The 21,041-nt window shown below is 65.1% G+C and carries 22 protein-coding genes; 10 read left to right on the plus strand and 12 right to left on the minus strand.

Annotated elements, in window-relative coordinates; all coding sequences use genetic code 11:
- Positions 1 to 361, plus strand: a 361-nt coding sequence (locus YUU_RS0143050; protein ID WP_027527736.1) for a transposase, incomplete at its 5' end; no start/stop codon positions are given.
- 96 nt (positions 362 to 457) lie between these two features.
- On the opposite strand, the gene YUU_RS0143055 is transcribed toward YUU_RS0143050, so the two are convergent.
- Positions 458 to 2,782 (minus strand): xanthine dehydrogenase family protein molybdopterin-binding subunit, encoded by a 2,325-nt coding sequence (locus tag YUU_RS0143055; protein ID WP_027527737.1) that lies wholly within the window; start codon positions 2,780 to 2,782, stop codon positions 458 to 460.
- Between the two features lie 158 nt (positions 2,783 to 2,940).
- Complete coding sequence (locus YUU_RS0143065; RefSeq protein ID WP_027527738.1) at positions 2,941 to 3,816, minus strand: dihydrodipicolinate synthase family protein; 876 nt, start codon at positions 3,814 to 3,816, stop codon at positions 2,941 to 2,943.
- 161 nt (positions 3,817 to 3,977) lie between these two features.
- On the opposite strand from YUU_RS0143065, the gene YUU_RS0143070 reads away from it, so the two are divergent.
- Positions 3,978 to 4,301: a YbjQ family protein gene (locus YUU_RS0143070; protein WP_027527739.1), complete on the plus strand. Its 324-nt coding sequence runs from the start codon at positions 3,978 to 3,980 to the stop codon at positions 4,299 to 4,301.
- Between the two features lie 17 nt (positions 4,302 to 4,318).
- Positions 4,319 to 4,591, plus strand: coding sequence for a hypothetical protein (locus YUU_RS0143075; RefSeq protein WP_027527740.1), 273 nt, complete (start codon positions 4,319 to 4,321; stop codon positions 4,589 to 4,591).
- A 340-nt stretch (positions 4,592 to 4,931) separates the two neighbouring features.
- Here the strand turns inward: YUU_RS0143075 and YUU_RS0143085 are convergent, their stop codons facing one another.
- Positions 4,932 to 5,897 (minus strand): VOC family protein, encoded by a 966-nt coding sequence (locus tag YUU_RS0143085; protein WP_027527742.1) that lies wholly within the window; start codon positions 5,895 to 5,897, stop codon positions 4,932 to 4,934.
- Positions 5,898 to 6,083: 186 nt separating this feature from the next.
- On the opposite strand from YUU_RS0143085, the gene YUU_RS0143090 reads away from it, so the two are divergent.
- Positions 6,084 to 6,956, plus strand: coding sequence for a S1C family serine protease (locus tag YUU_RS0143090; RefSeq protein WP_027527743.1), 873 nt, complete (start codon positions 6,084 to 6,086; stop codon positions 6,954 to 6,956).
- Positions 6,953 to 7,318 (plus strand): response regulator transcription factor, encoded by a 366-nt coding sequence (locus YUU_RS0143095; protein ID WP_027527744.1) that lies wholly within the window; start codon positions 6,953 to 6,955, stop codon positions 7,316 to 7,318. The genes YUU_RS0143090 and YUU_RS0143095 overlap by 4 nt, the downstream gene beginning before the upstream one ends.
- Before the next feature lie 2 nt (positions 7,319 to 7,320).
- Here the strand turns inward: YUU_RS0143095 and YUU_RS0143100 are convergent, their stop codons facing one another.
- From YUU_RS0143100 to YUU_RS0143115, 4 genes are all read right to left on the minus strand, one after another.
- Complete coding sequence (locus tag YUU_RS0143100; RefSeq protein ID WP_027527745.1) at positions 7,321 to 8,397, minus strand: HAMP domain-containing sensor histidine kinase; 1,077 nt, start codon at positions 8,395 to 8,397, stop codon at positions 7,321 to 7,323.
- Complete coding sequence (locus tag YUU_RS0143105) at positions 8,384 to 9,076, minus strand: response regulator transcription factor (RefSeq protein WP_027527746.1); 693 nt, start codon at positions 9,074 to 9,076, stop codon at positions 8,384 to 8,386. Before YUU_RS0143105 ends, YUU_RS0143100 begins: the two co-directional genes overlap by 14 nt.
- A gap of 98 nt (positions 9,077 to 9,174) precedes the next feature.
- The gene (locus tag YUU_RS0143110; protein WP_027527747.1) at positions 9,175 to 9,759 is read right to left on the minus strand and encodes a pentapeptide repeat-containing protein; all 585 of its coding nucleotides are present in this window, start codon (positions 9,757 to 9,759) and stop codon (positions 9,175 to 9,177) included.
- A 129-nt stretch (positions 9,760 to 9,888) separates the two neighbouring features.
- Positions 9,889 to 12,225, minus strand: a complete 2,337-nt coding sequence (locus tag YUU_RS0143115; protein ID WP_027527748.1) for a Tex family protein — start codon at positions 12,223 to 12,225, stop codon at positions 9,889 to 9,891.
- 643 nt (positions 12,226 to 12,868) lie between these two features.
- On the opposite strand from YUU_RS0143115, the gene YUU_RS0143120 reads away from it, so the two are divergent.
- Entirely contained in the window at positions 12,869 to 14,344 is a 1,476-nt protein-coding gene (locus tag YUU_RS0143120) for an amidase (RefSeq protein ID WP_027527749.1), read from the plus strand.
- A gap of 58 nt (positions 14,345 to 14,402) precedes the next feature.
- On the opposite strand, the gene YUU_RS0143125 is transcribed toward YUU_RS0143120, so the two are convergent.
- Positions 14,403 to 14,720, minus strand: coding sequence for a hypothetical protein (locus YUU_RS0143125; RefSeq protein WP_027527750.1), 318 nt, complete (start codon positions 14,718 to 14,720; stop codon positions 14,403 to 14,405).
- Positions 14,721 to 14,842: 122 nt separating this feature from the next.
- On the opposite strand from YUU_RS0143125, the gene YUU_RS0143130 reads away from it, so the two are divergent.
- Positions 14,843 to 15,754 carry a PaaI family thioesterase gene (locus YUU_RS0143130; protein ID WP_027527751.1) on the plus strand — a complete coding sequence of 304 codons (912 nt, stop codon included), beginning with the start codon at positions 14,843 to 14,845 and terminating at the stop codon, positions 15,752 to 15,754.
- Between the two features lie 68 nt (positions 15,755 to 15,822).
- Positions 15,823 to 16,188, plus strand: a complete 366-nt coding sequence (locus tag YUU_RS0143135; protein ID WP_027527752.1) for a hypothetical protein — start codon at positions 15,823 to 15,825, stop codon at positions 16,186 to 16,188.
- Positions 16,189 to 16,198: 10 nt separating this feature from the next.
- On the opposite strand, the gene YUU_RS0143140 is transcribed toward YUU_RS0143135, so the two are convergent.
- Positions 16,199 to 16,831, minus strand: a complete 633-nt coding sequence (locus YUU_RS0143140; RefSeq protein WP_027527753.1) for a 2-dehydro-3-deoxy-6-phosphogalactonate aldolase — start codon at positions 16,829 to 16,831, stop codon at positions 16,199 to 16,201.
- A 13-nt stretch (positions 16,832 to 16,844) separates the two neighbouring features.
- The gene (locus tag YUU_RS0143145; RefSeq protein WP_027527754.1) at positions 16,845 to 17,759 is read right to left on the minus strand and encodes a 2-dehydro-3-deoxygalactonokinase; all 915 of its coding nucleotides are present in this window, start codon (positions 17,757 to 17,759) and stop codon (positions 16,845 to 16,847) included.
- A 245-nt stretch (positions 17,760 to 18,004) separates the two neighbouring features.
- Between YUU_RS0143145 and YUU_RS0143150 the strand changes: the two genes are divergently transcribed.
- Together YUU_RS0143150 and YUU_RS0143155 are read left to right on the plus strand one after the other, a co-directional pair.
- Complete coding sequence (locus YUU_RS0143150; protein ID WP_027527755.1) at positions 18,005 to 19,102, plus strand: LLM class flavin-dependent oxidoreductase; 1,098 nt, start codon at positions 18,005 to 18,007, stop codon at positions 19,100 to 19,102.
- Positions 19,103 to 19,159: 57 nt separating this feature from the next.
- On the plus strand, positions 19,160 to 19,714 hold the full coding sequence (locus YUU_RS0143155) for a flavin reductase family protein (protein WP_027527756.1): 555 nt from the start codon (positions 19,160 to 19,162) through the stop codon (positions 19,712 to 19,714).
- Positions 19,715 to 20,119: 405 nt separating this feature from the next.
- Here the strand turns inward: YUU_RS0143155 and YUU_RS0143160 are convergent, their stop codons facing one another.
- Positions 20,120 to 20,476, minus strand: coding sequence for a hypothetical protein (locus tag YUU_RS0143160; protein ID WP_027527757.1), 357 nt, complete (start codon positions 20,474 to 20,476; stop codon positions 20,120 to 20,122).
- A 256-nt stretch (positions 20,477 to 20,732) separates the two neighbouring features.
- Positions 20,733 to 20,897: a hypothetical protein gene (locus tag YUU_RS60705; RefSeq protein ID WP_198031952.1), complete on the minus strand. Its 165-nt coding sequence runs from the start codon at positions 20,895 to 20,897 to the stop codon at positions 20,733 to 20,735.
- Positions 20,898 to 21,041: the final 144 nt, after the last annotated feature.

Here is a 21,041-nt window from a genome sequence, read left to right on the forward strand (position 1 = left end):
CATCAAAGGGATCGGCCCCAAATCGGGGCTCGTCCTGCTCGCCTCCGTTCCGGAACTCGGCCGGATCGACAACAAAGCGGCTGCGGCCCTGATTGGAGTGGCTCCGTTCGTCCACAAGAGTGGGACCATGGCTGCTCCCGCACGCATCCATGGTGGCCGAGCGGCCGTACGCCATATCCTCTACATGGCCGCCATCGCAGCCAGCAGGCACAACCCTGTCCTGCGACCCTTCTACGAGCGGCTGATCGCAAAGGGCAAACCCGCCAAGCTCGCCCTGATCGCCGTCCTGCGCCGTCTCGTCGTCTTCGCCAACGCCGTCCTCAAGTCAGGTCAGCCCTGGAAAGGAGCTGCCATTGCTTGACAACCGACACGGTAGATCCCGGGCTCGCGCTTCGCGCGCCCCGGGACGACGAGTTGGGGCTGTGGCGACAGCCGACGTAAAAACGCGACGTAGCGCCTACCCTCCCGCCTTCGCGTCCCGGATCGCCCGCCAGATCTTTTGCGGGGTCAGCGGCGTGTTGAGCTGGGCGATGCCGAGCTCACTGAGCGCGTCCATCACGCCGTTGGTCACGCAGGGCGGGCCGCCGATGGCACCGGATTCGCCGCAGCCCTTGGCGCCGAGCGGGTTGGTTCGGCAGGGTGCGGAATCGTCGAGCGTCACCTCGATCGGCGGCACGTCGTCGGCACGCGGGATGCAATAGTCCTGGTAGCTCGCGGTGAGGAGCTGGCCCTCGGTGTCATAGGCGACGCCCTCATAGAGTGCCTGCCCAATGCCCTGCGCGACGCCGCCATGGATCTGGCCGGTGACCAGCATCGGATTGACGGCAACACCGACGTCGTCAACCGTGGTGTAGCGCACGACGCGGGATACGCCGGTCTCCGGATCGATCTCGACCTCGCAGACATGCGTGCCGTTCGGCCAGCTAGGTCCATCGACCTCACCTTCGGAATCGACGCTGAGCTTGGCGCCCTCCTCCTTCTCGGCGAGTTCAAACAGACTGATGCGGCGGTCGGTGCCGACCACAGTGAGCATGCCGCCCTGATACTCGATGTCCTCGACCGAGGTCTCGAGCATGTTCGACGCCTTCTCGCGCGCCTTCTGGATCAAGTCGTTCGAGGAGACCGCGACCGCCGTGCCGCCGACGAACAGCGAGCGCGAACCGACGCTGCCGAAGCCGGTCGCAAGATCAGTGTCGCCCTGCACCACGTCGATCTTGTCGAGGGGAATGCCGAGCGTGTCGGAGATCATCTGGGTGTAGGTGGTCTGTAGTCCCTGCCCCATCGCCATGGTGCCGGAATGCAGGATGACGCGGCCCTGTGAGGTCGCGTGCAGGCTGACCTTCTCGGTGTGCGCGCGGCCGCCGGTCCACTCGATGTAGGAGGTGAGCCCGCGGCCATAGAGCAGGCCCTTCTTCTTCGCAGCACGCTTGCGCGCGGCAAAGCCCTCCCAATCGGCAAGCTTCGCGGCGCGGTCGAGCATGTGCGCGAAGGCGCCGGAATCGTAGACCTGCCCGGCAGCGTTGGTGTAGGGGAGCTGAGCCGGCTTGATGTAATTGGCTTTGCGGATCGCGCGCGGATCCATGCCGATTTTTCGCGCGGCGGCGTCGAACAGGCGCTCGACGATGAACACAGCCTCGGGGCGGCCCGCGCCGCGATAGGCACCGACCGGTGCGGTGTGGGTCATCACCGTCTTGATCTCGAAATGCACCAACGGCAGGTCGTAGACGCCGGTCTGCACGAAGGGACCGAGCACCAGCGGGATGATGTTGGCGGCGCCCGAGGAGTAGGCACCGGTGCAGCCGATCGACTTGACGCGATAGGCCAGCACCTTGCCCTTCTCGTCGAGTGCGAAAGAGGCGGTCGAGGTGAGATCGCGGCCATGGGTGCCGCCGACGAACTCGTCGGTACGGTCGCCGCGCCAGCGGATCTTTTTGTTCAGCTTGGTCGCGGCATAGGCGACGATGCCGTCCTCCGGATAGAGGTTGGTCTTCTGGCCAAAGCCGCCGCCGATGTCGCCGACCAGCACGCGCACGCTCTCGATCGGCCGCTTCAGCACCGCTCCCGCGAGCACGTCGCGGGTCGAGGCCGGCGTCTGCGACTGCACGTGCAGGAGAAGCCGGCCGGACTTCTTCTCGATCTCGGCAATGGTCGAGCGCGGCTCCATCGCAGACGGCACGAGCCGCTGGCTGACGAGATCGAGATCGACCACATGCGCAGCCTTCGCGAAGGCTTCCTCGACCTTGGCAGCGTCGCCGTAGGCCATCGCCCCGACAATGTTATCGGGCGCCTCCGGCCACACCACGGGCGCACCTGGCTTCACCGCCTCGACGGGATCGACGACCGCAGGCTGCACGTCATAGTCGACCACGATCGCTTCGGCCGCGCTCTGCGCCAGAACGCCCGAGGTGGCGACCACGGCCGCAACGGCCTCACCGGCATAGCGCACGACCTCATGGGCGAGCAGGCGGCGCGGCGGCACCGTCATCGGCTTGCCGTCGGGACGCCTGAAGATGTTCAGCGTGGGAATCTCGCCGATGTTGTCCTTGATCAGATCGGCGCCGGTGTAGATCGCGGTCACACCAGGCATCGTCGCCGCTGCGCTGGTGTCGATCGACACGATTTTTGCGTGGGCATGCGGCGAGCGCAGCACGTGCAGCCACAGCGCGCCGTCCTCCGGCTTGTCGTCGATGAACTGCCCCTTCCCGGTGAGCAGTCGCTGGTCTTCCAAACGCTTGACTGGCTTGCCCGCTCCGAAACGCAAATTGCCGGGAAGAATGTTCATTCCGCTTGTCCTCTAAGCCTCAAAGTGCGGCCGCCTTTTAGCGGATCGAGGCAAACGAGGCCAGCCGACGTTTTGTGCGGGCAGGACCTGCAAATTCGTCATGCCGCGACATGTTCGCCATTCCGGGGCGATGCGTAGCATCGAACCCGGAATGACAATTATGCAAGATCCCGCAGCGCCGCCTCGACGGCCTTGCGCTGCTCGGCGGTCAGCGCCGCCTGCGGCGGAATGGGGTCGCCGACGTCATAGCCCTGGATCGTCAGCCCTGCCTTGATGCAGGCGGCGAGGTTGAAGCGGGCGAAAGCTTCGTTGATGCGCCACAGCTTGCGCTGGAGCGCCATGGCCGCATCCCAGCGTCCGTCCTTGCAGAGATTGTAGAGTGCGACGCTCTGGCGCGGGATGATGCAGGCTGGTCCCGCCATCCAGCCGAGGCCACCGATCAGCATCACCGCGGCCGGAATATGTGCGGAAGCCGAGAACACGCGGATCTTGTCGCCACAGCGGTTCATGATCGACAGCAGCCGGCCGGTGTTGGTCGAAGCATCCTTGATGTAACCGATGCGCGGGTGCTCGGCGAGGCGCGCGATCACGTCGAGCGTGAGATCGGAGCGCTGGAATTGCGGATTGGTGTAGATGACAACGGGAATGTCGACCGCGTCCGCAATGGCGCGGAAATAGGATTCGACCTGCGCATCCGCGAGCGGGAAGTAGGCCTCGAGGATCGCCAGGATGCCGTCGGCACCGAGTTTCTGGTACGCCATGGCCTGCGCGACCGCATCGGCGGTCGAGGTCGAGGCAACACCGGCCACCACAGGCACGCGGCCCTTCGCGGTCTCGATCGTGGTCTGCACGACCGCCATACGCTGTGCGGCGTTGAGATAGGCGAACTCGCCGGTCGAGCCGAGTGGCGTCAGCCCATGCACGCCGGCGCCGATCAGGTCGTCGCAGAGCCGGCCGAGCACGCCGGTGCGCACGATGCCGTTCGCATCGACGGGCGAGACGAGATAGGGGAAGACGCCGTGGAAATCGGGCATGTCAGGTAACCCTGCGGCAGATCGGGCGTTGCAGGTCCGCCCGTATGGTTTCGCGGGTGCTAACATGCCCCCGTGAGGCCGACAAGCAAGCCGGCGAATGAACCCGCCTGCTGCATGGACGGACTAATGGGACGTTGCAGCCAACCTGTCGGGAAAGCCACATGCTGATCGTCACCACGGAGAACGTAGCCAACCACCGCGTCGTCCGGACGCTCGGCCAGTGCTTTGGCATCGTCGTCCGCAGCCGCGGACTTGGCGGCAATATCGTCGCCGGCTTGCGCTCGATCGTCGGCGGCGAGATCCCCGAATATACGCGGCTGCTCGAAGATGCCCGCCGCCACGCCATCGACCGCCTGGTCGAGAACGCCACCGCAATGGGGGCCAACGCGATCGTGATGATGCGGTTCGATTCCGCGGAGATCGGCCAGACCATGAGCGAGATCGTGGCCTACGGCACCGCGGTCGTGATCGAGGCCTCGCGCTAGGCCACAGGGAGCAGAGTATGGCTTTGCCAATCGGGATCGCCGCGCTCGTGATTGCCGCCGTGCTCCTGATCGCCGGCCACTATTTTCCGTTCGGCGTGCCCCTCACCTTCGTGGGCATCGGCCTGATCCTGAGCCTCATCTACGACACGCGCTACAAGCCGGCGTCCAGGCGGCCTGCAGGTCCCGGCTGGGTCGACACCGGCGAGCGCTTCATCGATCCCGAGACCAAGCGCCGCGTGGCTGTGTTCACGCGGCCCGAGACCGGCGAGCGGGAATATATCGAGCTCTAGCTGTCGGTAGTGTCTCAGTTTGAAATTTCATCGGCAATTCGCTTCTTGTAAGGACCGCGAATAGCGGGGACGGGATTGGCCGTCGATCATAGTTATAGGGACCCACTCGTGAAGTTTTCAAAGTTTTGTTTCAAAGCAGCTCTAACTGCGGCCGTCCTCCTTGTCACCATTCTGGTCTGGTTTCGGTTTTTTGAAGGTACTTTCAGCGAACAGTGGATCCAGGCTGAATTTCTCATTGTAGGAATCTTGACGGTGGTGGGAGCCGCAACCCTAGTCTTTGGGATTATTGCGAGAATTTGGGAAAGATAAATTCAAACTGAGACACTACCTAGCTGTCGCCTCACACCTTGAGCAGCCGCACCCGCGTGCCCCAGGGGTCGACGGCTTCAACGCCGTTGGCTAGCGCCGTGACCTGCGCGCCTGCCTTGCGCAGGCGCTCGTCCTGGGCGGCGAGAATGTCCTGCTTCTCCGTCACCAGCGAGAACCAGGCAAGCCCCGTCGTGGTGGCGTCGCGGCGGCCGGCGCCCTGGCTCTGCCAGACGTTCATGCCGAGGTGATGATGATAGCGGCCGGAGGAGAGGAACGCGGCACCGTTGCGGCGGCGGGTCGGATCGAGGCCGACGGTGCCGTGATAAAAGCCTTCGGCCTGCGCGAGATCGCCGACCCGCAAATGCATGTGCCCGACGCGCAGGCCCTCCGGCGCCTTCGCGTAGTCGCTGACGCGGGTATTCGTGAGCGACAGCAGGTCCGGAATGTTCAGCTCGTCGGTTGCCATCTTCACCGAGCCCTGGCTCCACTGCCATTGCGAAGGATCGCGGTCGGCATAGACCTCGATGCCGTTGCCTTCGGGATCGTCGAGATAGACGGACTCGCTGACGAGATGATCGGCAAAGCCCGACAACGGCACGCGATGCGAGGCGGCATGCACCAGCCAGCGCGCGAGATCCTTGCGCGTCGGCATCAGAAAGGCGGTGTGATAGAGGCCGGCCGCGCTGCGCGGCTCGATCGCGGCATCCGGCCGCGCCTCCAGCACGAGCAGTGTCACACCGCCGGCGCCGAGCCGCGCTGCCCCCGCCGAGCGTTCCATCACCGTGAGGCCAAGCACGTCGCGATAGTAGTCGGCGACGGTATCGAGATTCTTGACCCGCAGCGTCACCATGCCGACGCGCATCGGTGTGCGGCTCGCATAGGTCGGCCCGACGTTGACCGGATTGCCTTCGGCGCTTGCCGCGGCCGCAGCGGCCGCCGCGAGCGTGGTGGCGCCAGCGAGATGAAGCAGCGTGCGGCGGGTAAGGTCGATGGTCATCCGGGGTCTTCTCGAAAACGCGTTGAGGCCGCGAGGCGCAATGGCCGGCCGATTGCTACACGTTCCCGTGACCTCCTCCCAATCACATGTTCGTCGGCCGGACCATTACGGAGCTTCCTGGCCATCCGGCCAGTTTTCAGAGCGCCCGCGGCATCCCAGATTTGGGGCAACCGACAGGAGCCTTCCATGACCGACCCCACCCCCCTTGCCGCGCTCTCGTCAGCGCTTTCGGATGTCGTTACGCGCGCCGCGCCTTCGCTCGTCTCCGTTCACTCGCATCGGTTGCGCGCCTCCGGCTTTGCCTGGAAGGCGGGCCTCATCATCACCGCCGATGAGGCATTGGCTGACGAGGGCGAAGTCGAGATCAGGCTTGCCGACGGCAGCACGCGGACGGCCACGATTGCCGGCCGCGACCACACCACCGACATCGCACTGCTGCGCGTCGATGCCGATATCCCGCCGGTCAAGCTGACCTCCGCCTCCGCCGCCCCCGCGCTCGGTTCGCTCGCCGTCGTCGTCGCGGCCGACCGTGGCGCACCCACGGCATCTCTCGGCATGGTGTCGCTCGCGGGCCCACGCTGGCGCAGCCTGCGCGGCGGCGACATCGAGGCCCGGATCGAGCTCGACGTGCGACTGCGCCGCAGCCATGAGGGCGGGCTCGCGCTGAATGCCCTGGGCGAGCCGTTCGGCATGGCGGTGCAGGGACCGCGGCGCGTGCTGGTGATCCCGTCCGCCACCATCGAGCGCGTCGCAGCGCAGCTCGAAACGCGCGGCCGGATCGCACGCGGCTATCTCGGGCTCGGCCTGCAACCGGTGCGGCTCGATGACGGCGTCGGCGCGATGGTGATGAATGTCGACAAGTCCGGGCCATCTGCCGCGGCCGGCATCAGGCAGGGCGACGTCATCGTCGCCGTCAATGACGAGAAGCTCGCTGGCGTCCGCGCGCTGTCGCGCTCCCTCGGACCCGAGAGCGTGGGTTCGGTCGTCGACGTCGCGGTGCGGCGTGGCGGCGAGCCGGTGAGCTTCAAGGTCACGATCGGCGAGAGGCCGGAGGCGTGAGCGAGGACACGACGCAGGACATCGCGGTCGCGCTCGAAGTCGGCGACCCCGCTCTCGCCGATCGACTTGCACTGCTGCTCGGCAGCATCGCGGGCCTGCGGCTGGTCGCGCCGGGAGCCCCGGCCGCGGTGGTCGTACGCGACCAGCAGCCCTCGCCGGCCGATATCGAGCTGACGCCGCGCGAACTCGACGTGCTCGCGCTGATGGCAGAGGGCGCCTCGAACAAGATGATCGCGCGCCAGCTCGGCATCTCCGTGCACACCGTCAAGTTCCACGTCGGCTCGCTGCTCGACAAGCTGGATGCCACCGGCCGCACCGACGCGGTCGCCCATGCCGCGCGGCGCGGCGTGATCAACCTGTAGGATCACAGCGCGGAGGGCGGCGGGAATCTGAGTGCGACGGTCAGTCCCGGCGCATTGTCGCGCAGCGAGACCTCCGCGCCGTGCAGGCGCGCGACGGCTGCGACGAGACTCAGGCCGAGACCATTGCCGGGCGTGTAGCGGCTCTGCTCGAGCCGGTAGAAACGCTTGAACACCTGGTCGCGCTGGCCTGCCGGGATGCCCGGGCCGTCGTCGGCAATCGCGATCACCGCGGCGCTGTCCTTGGAGGTGCAGGTCACGCTCACCTGCCCGCTCGCGCGGCCATGCTTGATGGCGTTGTCGACGAGGTTGGCGATAGCGTCGAACAGCAGGTCGCGGTCGCCGGTGACCCTGACCTCGCGATCGCCCGTCAAATTGAGACGGGTTGCGACCTGCTCGGCCGCGGCATCGTAGAGCTCGACGACCTCGCCGGCGATCTCAACGAGGTTCAGCTCGCGAAACGCGCCCTTGCGCGCGCGGGTTTCGATCTCGGAAATTCGCGTGATGGAGGCGAACATGCCGAGCACGGCGTCGAGATCGGCGATGGTGTCGCCGATCAGCGCCGCATCATTCTCGCTGTTGCGCGGGGCGTGATAGGCCTTCTCCAGACGGCCGCGCATGCGCGTCAGTGGCGTGCGCAGATCGTGCGCGACGTTGTCGCTGACCTGCTTGACCTCGCCCATCAGGGTTTCGATGCGGTCGAGCATGTGGTTGAGGTTTTCAGCGACGCTGTCCCATTCGTCGTGACTGCCGCGCAAGGGGATGCGCTGATCGAGGCCGGAGAGCATGATGGCGCGGCTGGTGGCATTGATCTGCTCGATGCGGCCGACCGTGCGCCGCGTCACCAGCACGGCGGCCACCGCGGCGAGCACCAGCAGCAGCAGGGCGACCGCGATCATGGCGAGCTCGATCATCCCGGTGAAGCCGTCGTGATCGCCGACATGGCCGACCTGGCTCTGCACATAGGCGAGCGTTCCGAAATAGACATAGGCGATGATTGCCGCGACGATCAGGCCGAAGACCGCAATCGCGATCAGCGCCAGGCGGAACGTCGATGACTTGAGCGTCTTAGCCAGGAGCACGGAGGCAATATCCGATGCCGCGGATGGTGTGGATCAGCGGATAGGCCTGGCTGTCGTCAACCTTGCGGCGGACGCGGCCGACATAGACGTCGATGATGTTGGTGGAGGGATCGAAATGCAGGTCCCAGACGTGCTGGAGCAGCATCGCGCGGGAGACGACGCGGCCCTCGTTGCGGACCAGATATTCGAGCAGCTGGAATTCGCGCGGCAGCAGCGGAATCTTCTTGCCGCGGCGGCTGGCGCTGCGGGAGATCAAATCGATGGCGAGATCGCCGACGCGCAGGATCGTCTCCTTTGCGATCGTCTCGCTGCGGCGGCCGAGCGCCTCGAGGCGCGCGAGCAGCTCGACGAAGGAGAACGGCTTGACCAGATAGTCGTCGCCGCCGGCGCGCAAGCCCCGCACGCGGTCGTCGACCTCGCCGAGCGCGGAGATGATCAGGAAGGGCGAGGCGATGCCGTCGTCGCGCAGCTGGCGCATCACCGTGATGCCATCGATGTCAGGCAACATGCGGTCGATGGTGATCACGGCATAGTCGCGCGCGCTGCCGCGGCTGAGCGCCTCGCGCCCGGTCGCAGCGAGATCGACCTCGTAGCCACTCGTCGTCAGCTCTTCTGCGAGCTGGCCTGCGGTCTCCAGGTCGTCCTCGACGACGAGAATGCGGCGGTGACCTCCGGTCATGGTTCAACTCCGCGCGACGATCGCCACCAGACTATCCCGTTCCGGGGCAGGGCGGAACTGCCCGGCGGCGATCGCGACAACGGTGCGGTCACGCGATGTTAGTACCAGTCGTCCCCGCACACATTGACCCACTGCCAGCCCCAGGGCGTCCAGCTCCGGCGCCAACAGCCGTCGTAATAGCCGGCATAGATGAAGGGCGCGCCGAAGAAGGCAAAGCGATTGAAGCGATGGTGCCGGAAGAAGAAGGCGTGGCGGCCGATGAAGGGCCTGCCGCGGAAGCCGGCGCCGGCGAAGCGCGGCCCGACGAAAGCCGCGCGGGCGGCCATTGGGCTGCCTGCAAAGCGCGGTCCGAAGGCGGCACGGCCTGCAATCGGTGCACCGGCGAAGCGCGCGCCACCAAAACTCGCGCCGGCGAAGCGCGCACCGCCAAAACTCGCTCCGCTAAAACGAGCACCGCCCATGCCGCCAAAATGAGCGCCACCCATACCGCCGCCCATGCCACCAGCACGCATGCCGCCACCCATGCCGCCGCCCATGCCGCCGCCACCAAAATGCCCGCCGCCACCGCCGCCAAAGCCGCCATGCCCCCCGCCGCCACCGCGCTGCGCGAGGACGGGCGACGCAACCGCCAGCGTCGCGGCAACTGCCGCTGCGACGAGGCCTGTGAGAAGCCTGTTGTTCATCGGAAAACCTCCTTGCAGTGCGGCGACATGCCTCGCCGCCTGAGGAGGCTCAGGAGATGAGAATAGACGGGCTCCTTCAACTTACAAATGCGCCAGATTCTGACGCGGAAGTTAGTTTGGCTCCGCGCCTCAGGCCGGCTTGCCGCGACCGCTCTTTTCGGCGGCACGGCGCAGGGCTTCGGCGAGCGCGCCGCCGCCGGAGGATTCCTGCTTGCGCGGCGCCGACGAAGTCATGCGGCCGGCGTTGCGCGAATTATCGCGCTGCATGCCAGGCGCGTCCTTCGTGGCTCCGACCTCGTCGTCGAGGCGCAGCGTCAGCGAGATGCGCTTGCGGGCAACCTCGAAGTCCAGCACCTTCACCTTGACGATATCGCCGGGCTTCACCACCTCGCGCGGATCCTTGATGAAATTCTTGGACATGGCCGAGATGTGCACGAGGCCGTCCTGGTGCACGCCGATATCGACGAAGGCGCCAAAGGCTGCGACGTTGGTCACCGTGCCCTCGAGGATCATGCCCTTCTTGAGGTCCTTGATCTCCTCGACGCCCTCCTTGAACACCGCGGCCTTGAACGCCGGGCGCGGGTCGCGGCCCGGCTTTTCGAGTTCGCGCAGGATGTCCGTGACAGTCGGCAAACCGAAGGTCTCGTCGACGAAATCCTTCGGCTTCAGCGTACGCACGATCTCGCTGCTGCCGATCAGCGCCTTGATGTCGCTCTTGGTGGCCGCAAGGATCCGGCGCACCACCGGATAGGCTTCCGGATGGACGCCGGAGGCATCGAGCGGATCCTCGCCGCCGACGATGCGCAGGAAGCCCGCGCATTGCTCGAACGCCTTGGGTCCGAGTCGCGGCACGTCCTTCAGCGCCTTGCGCGACTTGAACGGGCCGTTGGCGTCACGATGCTGCACGATGCTTGCGGCAAGGCCCGCACCTACGCCCGACACGCGCGCGAGCAGCGGCGCAGATGCGGTGTTGACGTCGACGCCGACGGCGTTCACGCAGTCCTCGACCACAGCATCGAGCGACTTGGCGAGCTTGGCCTGGCCGAGGTCGTGCTGATACTGGCCGACGCCGATCGCCTTGGGCTCGATCTTGACCAGCTCGGCGAGCGGATCCTGGAGGCGCCGGGCGATCGAGACCGCGCCGCGCAGGGTCACGTCCAGGCCCGGCAATTCCTGCGACGCGAAGGCGGAGGCCGAATAGACCGACGCGCCCGCTTCCGACACTACGATCTTGGTCATCTTCAGCTCAGCGAGGCCCTTCACCAGCTCGGTCGCCAGCTTGTCGGTCTCGCGCGAAGCGGTGCCGTTGCCGATGGCGATCAGCTCGACGCGATGCTTCAGCGCAAGCCTGCCGAGGATCGCGAGCGATTCGTTCCACTGCCGCTGCGGCTCGTGCGGATAGATCGCGGTGGTGTCGACCACCTTGCCGGTCGCATCGATAACCGCGACCTTGACGCCGGTGCGGTAGCCAGGATCGAGCCCCATGGTGACGCGGGTGCCGGCAGGAGCGGCCAGCAACAGGTCGCGCAGGTTGGAGGCGAACACGCGCACGGCCTCGGTCTCGGCCGCGTTCCACAGCCGCATCCGCAGATCGATGTTGAGATGCACCTGGATCTTGGTGCGCCAGGCCCAGCGCACGGTGTCGATCAGCCAGCGGTCACCCGCACGCTTGAGGTCGGCGATGCCGAACCGCTTCATGATTCTCAATTCATAGGCGCTGGGCACGCCCGCCGGCGGCGCTTCGGCCTCGGCCTGGATCTGGAGATCGAGGATCTCCTCCTTCTCGCCGCGGAACATCGCAAGGATGCGGTGCGACGGGAGTTTTGTCAGCGGCTCGGAGAAGTCGAAATAGTCGGCGAATTTCTCGCCCTCGGTCTTCTTGCCCTCGCGCACCTTGGAGGCCATGCGAGCATTGGTCCACATCTCCTCGCGCAGGCTCCCGATCAGGTCGGCGTCCTCGTCGAAGCGCTCGACGAGAATGGCGCGGGCGCCATCGAGCGCGGCGGCAGCATCGGCCACGCCTTTCTCGGCATTGATGAACGCTTCGGCCACCACCTTCGGATCGTTCGCGGGCTCCGCCATCAACTGGTTGGCGAGCGGCTCGAGGCCGGCCTCCTTGGCGATCTCCGCCTTGGTGCGGCGTTTGGGCTTGAACGGCAGGTAGATATCCTCGAGGCGCGCCTTGCTGTCGGCGGCCATGATCGTGGCCTCCAGCGCGGCGTCGAGCTTGCCCTGCTCGCGGATCGATTCGAGGATGGCCTTGCGGCGGTCTTCGAGCTCGCGCAGGTAAACGAGGCGCTCTTCCAGCGTGCGGAGCTGCGCGTCGTCGAGCGCACCGGTGGCTTCCTTGCGGTAGCGGGCGATGAACGGAACCGTGGCGCCGCCGTCGAGCAGCTCCACCGCCGCCTGAACCTGCTCCTCCCGGGCCCCGAGCTCCTGCGCAATCTTCTGGTTGATGTTTGCCACGCCAGTTTCCTCTAATCCAAGCACGCGACGCGAACCGAACCGACGGCCCGCGGGACGCCGCTTATGGACCATCCCGACTTGATTCATCAAGGTACGACAGGGAACCGTCGACAGGGGATTTTTTGTTGCCTTGATGCGATCTCGCCACATTCGGCTGGTTATGGCCGGAAAGGACAACTCTCGTGTCCCGGACGCGCTACAGCGCGTGAGCGCTGCTGCGCAGAGCCGGGACCCAGAGGCCATACGCAGCCTCGGCGGTATAGGCCCCGGCTCTGCAGCGCACCACTGCGTGGTGCACTGCAGAGCCGGGGCGCAAGAGTGTACCATGCTCTTTCCGCGATCTCATCATTGCAAGCGCAGCGAAGCAATCCAGAATGTACCCGCGGAAAGATTTCTGGATTGCTACGCTGCGCTCCCAATGACGCAGTACGTTGAGCTATCGTCATTCTCCAACTCGCATTCGAACAACGCTTGCGGCGCGACTCGTCGAAGGACTTCAATCTCAGGATTTAGCCCGGGCGAGCGCGCCGGCAGAACAACCGGCGAAATCGCCGGATTCGGCGGCGCTGCCATGCGGGTGCCGTCGATTGACACGCCCTCTCGCGAAACTATGGTCGCCGCCGAACGAGAGGATTGAATCGCTATGACTTTGCCGATGAGCTGGAATGAGTGGGCGCAGCATGATGGCGTGGCGCTGGCTGCGTGCGTCAAAAAGGGCGAGCTCACGCCTGCCGAATTGGCGCGCCAGGCCGCGGCAGCGGTGGCGAAGGTCGATACCGCACTGTCCGGCGTGGTCGAGCTGTTCGACGACGTGATCGCGGATCCCGCCAAGGATGGCGCCAATCTCACCGGCCCGTTCGCCGGCCTGCCCTTCCTGATGAAGGATCTCGGGCCCACCATGAAAGGTCGCCTCCAGGAGATGGGTTCGCTGCTGATGCGCGGCAATCGCACAGGCGCCGACACCTTCCTCACATCGAAATTCCGCCAGGCCGGATTGAACCTGATCGGACGCACCACGACGCCCGAGTTCGGCGTGTGCAGCTCGGCCGACAACCCGGCCGTCTACGTCACCCGCAATCCCTGGAATACCGACTACACCACCTGCGGCTCGTCGGCGGGCAGCGCCGCATCGGTGGCGGCCGGCATCGTGCCGATTGCGCATGCGACCGACGGCGGCGGCTCGATCCGCATTCCGGCAGGGGTCAACGGCAATATCGGGCTGAAAGTGTCGCGCGGCGTGTTCTCGCTCGCGCCGCACATGTCCGATCTCACCGGGCTCGTCTCGATCCAGGGCTGCCAGTCGCGCAGCGTGCGCGATACTGCGGCCTTCGTCGATCATGCCCGCGGCCCGGCGCCCGGCGAGTTCATGCCGTTCTGGACCACGGCGCAGCCGTACTGCGAGATGATCAAGCGCGATCCGGCCAAGCTGCGCATCGCGCTGTCGCACCAATGGGGCGATTATCGCGCGACGCCGCACATCGCAGCCGAGCTGGAAAAGGTCGGCCGCTTGCTCGAAGGCCTCGGCCATCACGTCGACTTTGCCCTGCCCGAGCTTGATTTCCGCGCCGCCTTCGAGGCGCAGACCACCTGCTACATCTCCAACTTCGCCGTCATGATCTCGAACATGCTCGCCGCGCGCGGGCTGGAGCGGCCGCCGGAAGATCTGATCGAGCCTATGAACATCCGGATCTGGGAGGCGGGCCGCCACACGAGCTTTGCCGAACGGGCGAAGATGCAGGCGGTGTTCAACACGACATCGCGCGGCTTCGGCGCGTTTTTCGAGCAGTGGGACGTCATCCTGACGCCGGTCACCGCGCTGCCCACGCCGAAGGTCGGCACCAGGGAGTATCTCACGATCTCCGACAATCCGGACGTTTTGGACTGGTTCGGCAATCTCTGGCGCAATTTCGCTTTCACGCCGCTGGCGAACCTCTGCGGCATGCCGGCGATCTCACTGCCGCTCGCCGAGAACGAGCTTGGCCTGCCGCTCGGCATCCAGGGCATCGCCAAGCAGGCCAATGACGGCCTTTTGTTGCAACTCGCAGCACAAATCGAGCGCGCCATCGACGGCAAGTGGAATGCCGGAAAGAAGCCGAAGGTGCACGTGACGAAGGGATGAGCGGCTTCGCGCGTCCCTCGAATCGTCGTTCTGGCCAAAGCCAGGACGACATTGGATTTCAATTCTTCATCACCGGGATCGTTTCCGTCGGCTGCTGCTGGCCCTGCTGCATCATGGCGAGGGCCTTGTCGAGCGCTTCGCGCAAGGCGATGGCGGCGGCCGGGCTGCAGCGGATGTGTCCGGTCTGAATCACATCGACCCGCACGCCCGGACCGACCGGCATCAAAAGGTTCGCGGCGAGCTCGATCTGGATCGCGCCATTGTGGTGACCGAAGCAGGAGACGCCATCGAAATAGATGAGCGGCGCCCGCTCGGCGCTTCCCGTGGAGATGGTCACGCCCCCTTGATTGGTCGCCGGCGCGTTGGGGTCTGCCATGGGGTTCCTCGTCGTTCTCAAAACAGATGGTCCCACAGCATCGTTGCTTCGCACTCGCCTGTCGAGCCCCGAATGATGCTCGCGATTTTGCGGAAGCCACCAGAACGGTCTAAAAGGTAGCCATGGCAAAATCGCAAGATACAACGCTCCCGTTCGACGCGCTCGCCGAGGCCATCAAGGGCCGCCGCTCCGATTATGGCCATATCAGCGGGCTCAGGCTCGACCGCGCAGCGCCTGGCGAAGCCTGGTCGAGCCTGCCCTACCGTCCCGCCTTCGTCGGCGACACCGAGACCGGCGTGCTGCATGGCGGCGTCGTCACCGCTATGCTGGATGAGAGCTGCGGCATGGCGGTGCAGCTCGCGCTGGACGGCACGCGCGCGATCGCGACGCTGGATTTGCGCATCGACTACCAGAAGCCGGCCACGCCCGGCCTCGACATCAGAGCGCATTCGATTTGCTTTCGCACCACGCGCTCGATCGCCTTCGTGCGCTCGACGGCCTACCAGGAATCAGAGGACGACCCGGTTGCAACCGCGACTGCCTGCTTCATGATCGGCGCGAACCGCACCAACATGCTTGCCGACCGCGCGAGCGACCAGCGCAGCATCCCGACGCTGGACGTACCGGAAGATCCGGCTGGTACCTTCGCCAACAGCCCGTTCGCGCGCTGCCTCGGCATCCGCGTCCAGGACGACGGCACGCTGATGATGCCGTTCTCGCCCAAGATCATCGGCAACCCTATCCTGCCCGCGATCCATGGCGGCATGACTGGCGCGTTTCTAGAGACCACCGCCATCGTCGGCGTGACGCGCGAGCTCGGAATCTCCGCGCCACCCAAGCCGATCGGACTGACGATCAACTATTTGCGCTCCGGCCGCGCCCTCGACAGCTTTGCCAACGTCTCGATCGTCAAGCAGGGCCGGCGCATCGTCGCGTTCGAGGCAAGGGCCTGGCAGGACGCCCCGGACAAGCCGATCGCGTCGGCTTTCGGCCATTTCATGCTGCGGCCGACGCCGGGGAGCGAGGAAGAATAGGCGCATTGGGGCTTGACGGCCGGCGTAAGCGCCACAACGATAACGCGGATTCCACCAGAGGAACCGCAGTGCGGCACCCGATCGACATCATCGCCATGTTCGCCGCCATATGGCTGTTGGCGTCGATGGTGCTGGACGCGCTGACGCCGAAAGAGCTGACCGCGGTCATGATCGGCGTCGCAATCGGGCCTGCGGTGATCATCACCGCGATCTTCTATTACCTGCGCTTTCCGCGCACCGATTTTGCCGTGCTGTTCGCCGCGCTGTGGCTGATCTCGGACATCGCCATCGAATTCATTTCGCCGCTACCGCTGCCGAACTTCCTGATCATCCTCGGCTTCGTGCCTGCGCTGCTGGTCGGCGCGGTGCTGCATTGGCAGCGCTTTGCGCGCCGGCATGAGCGGCTGGTGTGGCCCTCGGCAAGACGAAGCTAACGCTCCGCTCTCACACGCCCCCAATCGCGAGGTCGTAGGCCGTGATCGTCGCCCTGGCGCGCGCGGCGACATCCGCCGCCGTCATGCCCGGTTTGTAGAGGCTGCTGCCAAGGCCAAAGGCACGAACGCCGCTCTTGACGTATTCGGCAAAGTTCTGGTCGGAGACACCGCCAACCGCGGCGATCATCGCGCTTGCCGGCAACACGGCGCGGATCGCGGCAATGCCCGCGGCGCCCAGCACGCTCGCCGGAAAGAACTTCAGGCTCGAGGCGCCGGCCCTCGCCGCAAGCAGCGCTTCGGTCGGCGAGAACACGCCGGGCATCGTCACCATGCGGTGCTCATGCGCGCGCGCGATCACCTGCGTGTCGACATTCGGAGCCACCAGTAGCTTGCCGCCGGCCTCATTCAGCCGGTCGACATCGGCGGTCGTGAGCACCGTGCCGGCGCCGACCAGCACGCCTGCGGGTGCGCGCTTCACCGCGATCTCGATCGAACGGAATGGATCGGGCGAGTTCAGGGGAATCTCGATCGCGGTCATACCGGCTTCGATCAGCCCGCTGACGATAACGTCGGCCTCGTCGGGCTTCACGCCGCGCAGGATTGCGACCAGCGGGCGCTTCATCGTCGGAAATGGCACGGTCATTTCAAGATTCCTTCTATCTCGTCCAGATGGCACGCGCCGCCATCGCAAGGCCGCGGCGCGACGCCTCGTCGGCATCGATCGGCTCGACCGCCACCGCGAGTGTTTCAAACGCCAGCCGATACAGCATCTGAAGCCGTCCCGACGCAACCAGCCTGATGCCGCTTTGCGGCCGGCCGTGCGCGAGCCCTGCCGCAAGTTCGATCCCAATCAGGGTGCCCGAGATGGTTTCGCGCGCCGCAGACGGCGTGCCGCCGAACAAGAGCTGCCGCGATCGCACCTGGAACAGAAGGTTGGCCGCGGATGCCGGGGTCTTGAACCCGGCCGCAACCGCTGACCTGAACGCCTCACGGTCCTCCGCGTCGTCGGCAGCAGTGACCGCGTGCGAGAGGATCGTCTCGCGCGAGACGACGCTGAAGAGCTCGCCCGTCATGAAGGTGGCGAAACGCGCGACCGTTCCGCCGCTGACGCTGACCCATTTCGAATGCGTGCCGGGCATGCAGACCAGCGCCTCGCCGGCTGGGTCGAGACCAAGCGCGCCGAGCAACTGGGTCTCCTCGCCCCGCATCACATCCGGCGCGGCAGCGTCACGCTGCGCAATGCCGGGCAGAATGCGGATGTCACGCGCCTGTCCGGCGACGGGAACCGCGCGCGCGAGGATCGCGGCGAGCGGCGCCGGGGTATCGACATAGCCGGCTTCAACCCAGCCCTGGCGGGCGCCGGCCATGCCGCAGATCAGAACGGGCAGATCGCTTCCCGCTCCAACCGCATCCAGATGCGATTGCAGCACTCCGGCAAAACCGGTCCTGGCCGCCGCCATCATGCCTTCGCTGCTGCGGCGCTCAGCCAGAACCTGGCCGTCACGGTCGATCAGCCAAAGCCGGAAGCTCGTGGTGCCCCAATCCACCGCGACATAGGCAGCTTCCGTCATGATACCCCACGTCCCCTGATTTGATCATCTGGTCCTGACATCAGGACTCGCCTGGTCTCACCGCCAAGACATCGTCTCGCGACAATGAGACGATAGCTCCTGCATCCGTCCCTCAGATATCGACTATTGCACGCGCAAACCAGCCCTTTCTCGGCTCGCCGTGTGCCCACATCGCTGGCACACCGCTTGCTCTTTTGCCGGAACCGCGCAGCCAAGACGCGTCAACAACTGAACGAGGAAACACCATGGAGATCGGCTATTTCACGATGCCTTCGCATCCGCCGGAGTGCGGCTTGAAGGAAGGAAACGACTGGGACCTCCAGACGATGCGCTGGCTCGATGAGCTTGGCTATCAGGAGGCCTGGATCGGCGAGCATCATACCGCGCCCTGGGAGCCCAATCCCACGCCCGACCTTCTGATCGCGCAGGCGCTGTTGCAGACCAAGAACATCCGGATCGGACCGGGCGGCTTCCTGTTGCCCTATCACCACCCGGCTGAGCTCGCCAATCGAGTCGCGATGCTCGATCACCTCTCGGAAGGACGGCTGAATTTCGGCGTCGCGGCCTCGGGGCTGCCGAGCGATTGGGCGATGTTCAACGTCGACGGCATGAGCGGGCAGAACCGCGAGATGACGCGCGAGGCGCTGGAGATCATTCTAAAACTCTGGACCGAGCCTGCGCCCTTCACCCATAAGGGCAAATACTGGACGGTGACCAAGCCCGACACGATGTTCGATTTCCTGAAACCCCACATCAAGCCGGTGCAGGCGCCGCATCCGCCGATCGGCGTCGCCGGCCTCTCGAAGAACTCTGACACGCTGAAGCTCGCCGGCGAGCGCGGCTTCATCCCGATGAGCCTCAATCTCAATCCGGCCTATGTCGGCAGCCATTGGGACTCCGTCGAGATCGGCGCCGCCAAGACCGGCCGGAAGCCGAACCGCAGCGATTGGCGGCTGGTGCGCGAGGTGTTCGTCGCCGACACCGACGAGGAGGCCTGGAAGCTCTCGGCCGGTGACATGATGGGCCGGATGATGGGCGAGTATTTCCTGCCGCTGCTCGGCCATTTCGGCTTCAAGGACTATCTGAAGCATGCACCAGACGTGTCCGACAGCGACGTCACGGTCGAATATTGCGCCAAGCGCAACTGGATCGTCGGCTCGCCGTCGACCGTGGCCGAGAAGATCGAGAAGATCTACGAGGAGGTCGGCGGCTTCGGCGTGCTCCTGGTATTCGGCTTCGACTACAAGCACAAGCCGGAAGCCTGGCACCATTCGCTGGCGCTGCTGAAGAAAGAGGTGATGCCGAGGCTGAAGCATCTCGGCAGCGCGCGCAAGGCGGCGTGACGACGTGCGGGTGCGGGACGCACATCCCGCACCCGCTCTCATTCGTGGAGATCATGCGTGACGATCGATGCAAAGGACTTCAAGCAGGCGATGCGGCAATGCGCCGGCGCGGTTGCGCTGGTGACGGTCGGCACCGACAACGGCAAGCGCACCGGACTGACCGTGACCTCGGCATGCTCGCTGTCGGACAATCCACCGTCGCTGATCGCCTGCGTCAACCGCAATGCCAGCGCCCACGCGCGCATCCGCGAGGACGGCGCTTTCGCCGTCAACTTCCTCAGCGAGGACCACGCACTGCTGGCACTGACCTTCAGCGGACAGAAGGGCGTCAACGGCGACGACCGTTTTGCGTTCGGGCAATGGACGCAAGGCGTCACTGGCGTCCCCTTGCTGGTGGATGCGGTCGCCGCATTCGACTGCGTGCTGGCGCAGGAATTCGTAACGAGGACGCATTCGATTTTCGTCGGCGAGGTTCGCAGCGTCACCCATTCTGCGCTGGCCGTTCCACTCGTGTATCTCCGCAGCGCCTTTCATACGCCGCAGGAGATCCGCGATGCCGTCACGCTCGGCGATCTCGATGCAAGGCATCTGAGCTGGAGCGATTTTTCTTAGGGTAGCGGCGCCTAGTTCACGCTGCCACCTTCCTTCTCCCCTTGTGAACCGGGTATGACGAAATAAGTCAATAAATACAACGTCTCTGACCCGATGTGTCCGCCGTTGTGCCATATCTGCCGGCTCCTCTAGGAAGGCCGCTGATGCGCCGAAGTCAGGCCGCACAGGCGCCGGATAAATGCTCGGGCGGGGCCCGCTACGGCCCTGCCGCCGCTGCGGTCCGGTATGCCCTGCGCTCCCGCCGCGCTGTACTGCCTTGCGACGGCCTCGCGCCAACGCCTTGCGTCATTTGAGGAGCAAAGTGGAAAACGTTCGCTCGCTCTGGCCCTTACCGCTTTTGGACACAAAGCGAAAGCCGCCAATGCGCAAAGGCGGATGTTCGCTCGCATGCCCCATCGATTGGGGTCAGGAGCGCGAGCAATTGAGCCGCGCGAGCGGCCCAGAGTTGTAGATGAGGAATAGATCGCCGGTATAGTGGAAATATTCTCCAACAAACTCCTTCGTCGCAAACTTAAGTTGGATCTTGTTATTGCTGGTAATGCGGGGAGCAAGCATTTTTCCGTCGCCCGTCGTTATGAACAGCTTGTTCGTGTCGCCCAACTTCACGTTCAGATCGATTGGTTTTGGTTGAACGGCCGGATTGGTCATTTCTTGAACGACCTGCCCTTTGCAAGAGAACTGTTGCTCTGCTGCACCGCCGGGCCCAACCATCGTTGTCAGCATGATTAGGCTACCCGCAGCCAATCGAGCTATCTGCACCATGACATCGCTCCAATCCGGTACCCACGTCATCGGTACTCTCACTCCTAGCCACAGATTTGGTCAAGGCGCGCTTCGGTTGACTTTGTCCGCGTTAGGCCCAAAGCGGCGGTCCCGGATTGTCTGCTCTCGCGCCAATTGGGGCCAAGCAGACGTGCACGGCGGTGTGCTCGATGCTGGCACGGTTCATATCGAGGCGCGCAAGAAGGTTGCAGATCATTCGATAGATGATTGAGCACGCCTTGGTCGTCGGGTCGCCTCACTGCGGCCAATCCTTGCAGAGCGTGATGCCGATCATGATCAGCGAGCCGATTGCGACCGCCACCGGGCAGATAAACGGCAACTCTTCCAGCACGCCGATAACGACCGCCCGGACGNGGAGAGTTCTCGTCATATGCGCAAAGCGCCAGCCTGCCACACCCATCGGACATCTCCGTTTGGCCCCCAGCAGCGGCGGTCTNACTCTTCAGCGCGAAGCGATCTCCGGCTATAGCCCATTCGGATGTATCCCTGGCTCAAGGTGAAGGAACCCTTGCAAGATCTTAGGGGGCATTGCCAAGGCAGGCTG

This window comes from Bradyrhizobium sp. Ec3.3, assembly GCF_000472925.1.
Lineage (GTDB): Bacteria > Pseudomonadota > Alphaproteobacteria > Rhizobiales > Xanthobacteraceae > Bradyrhizobium.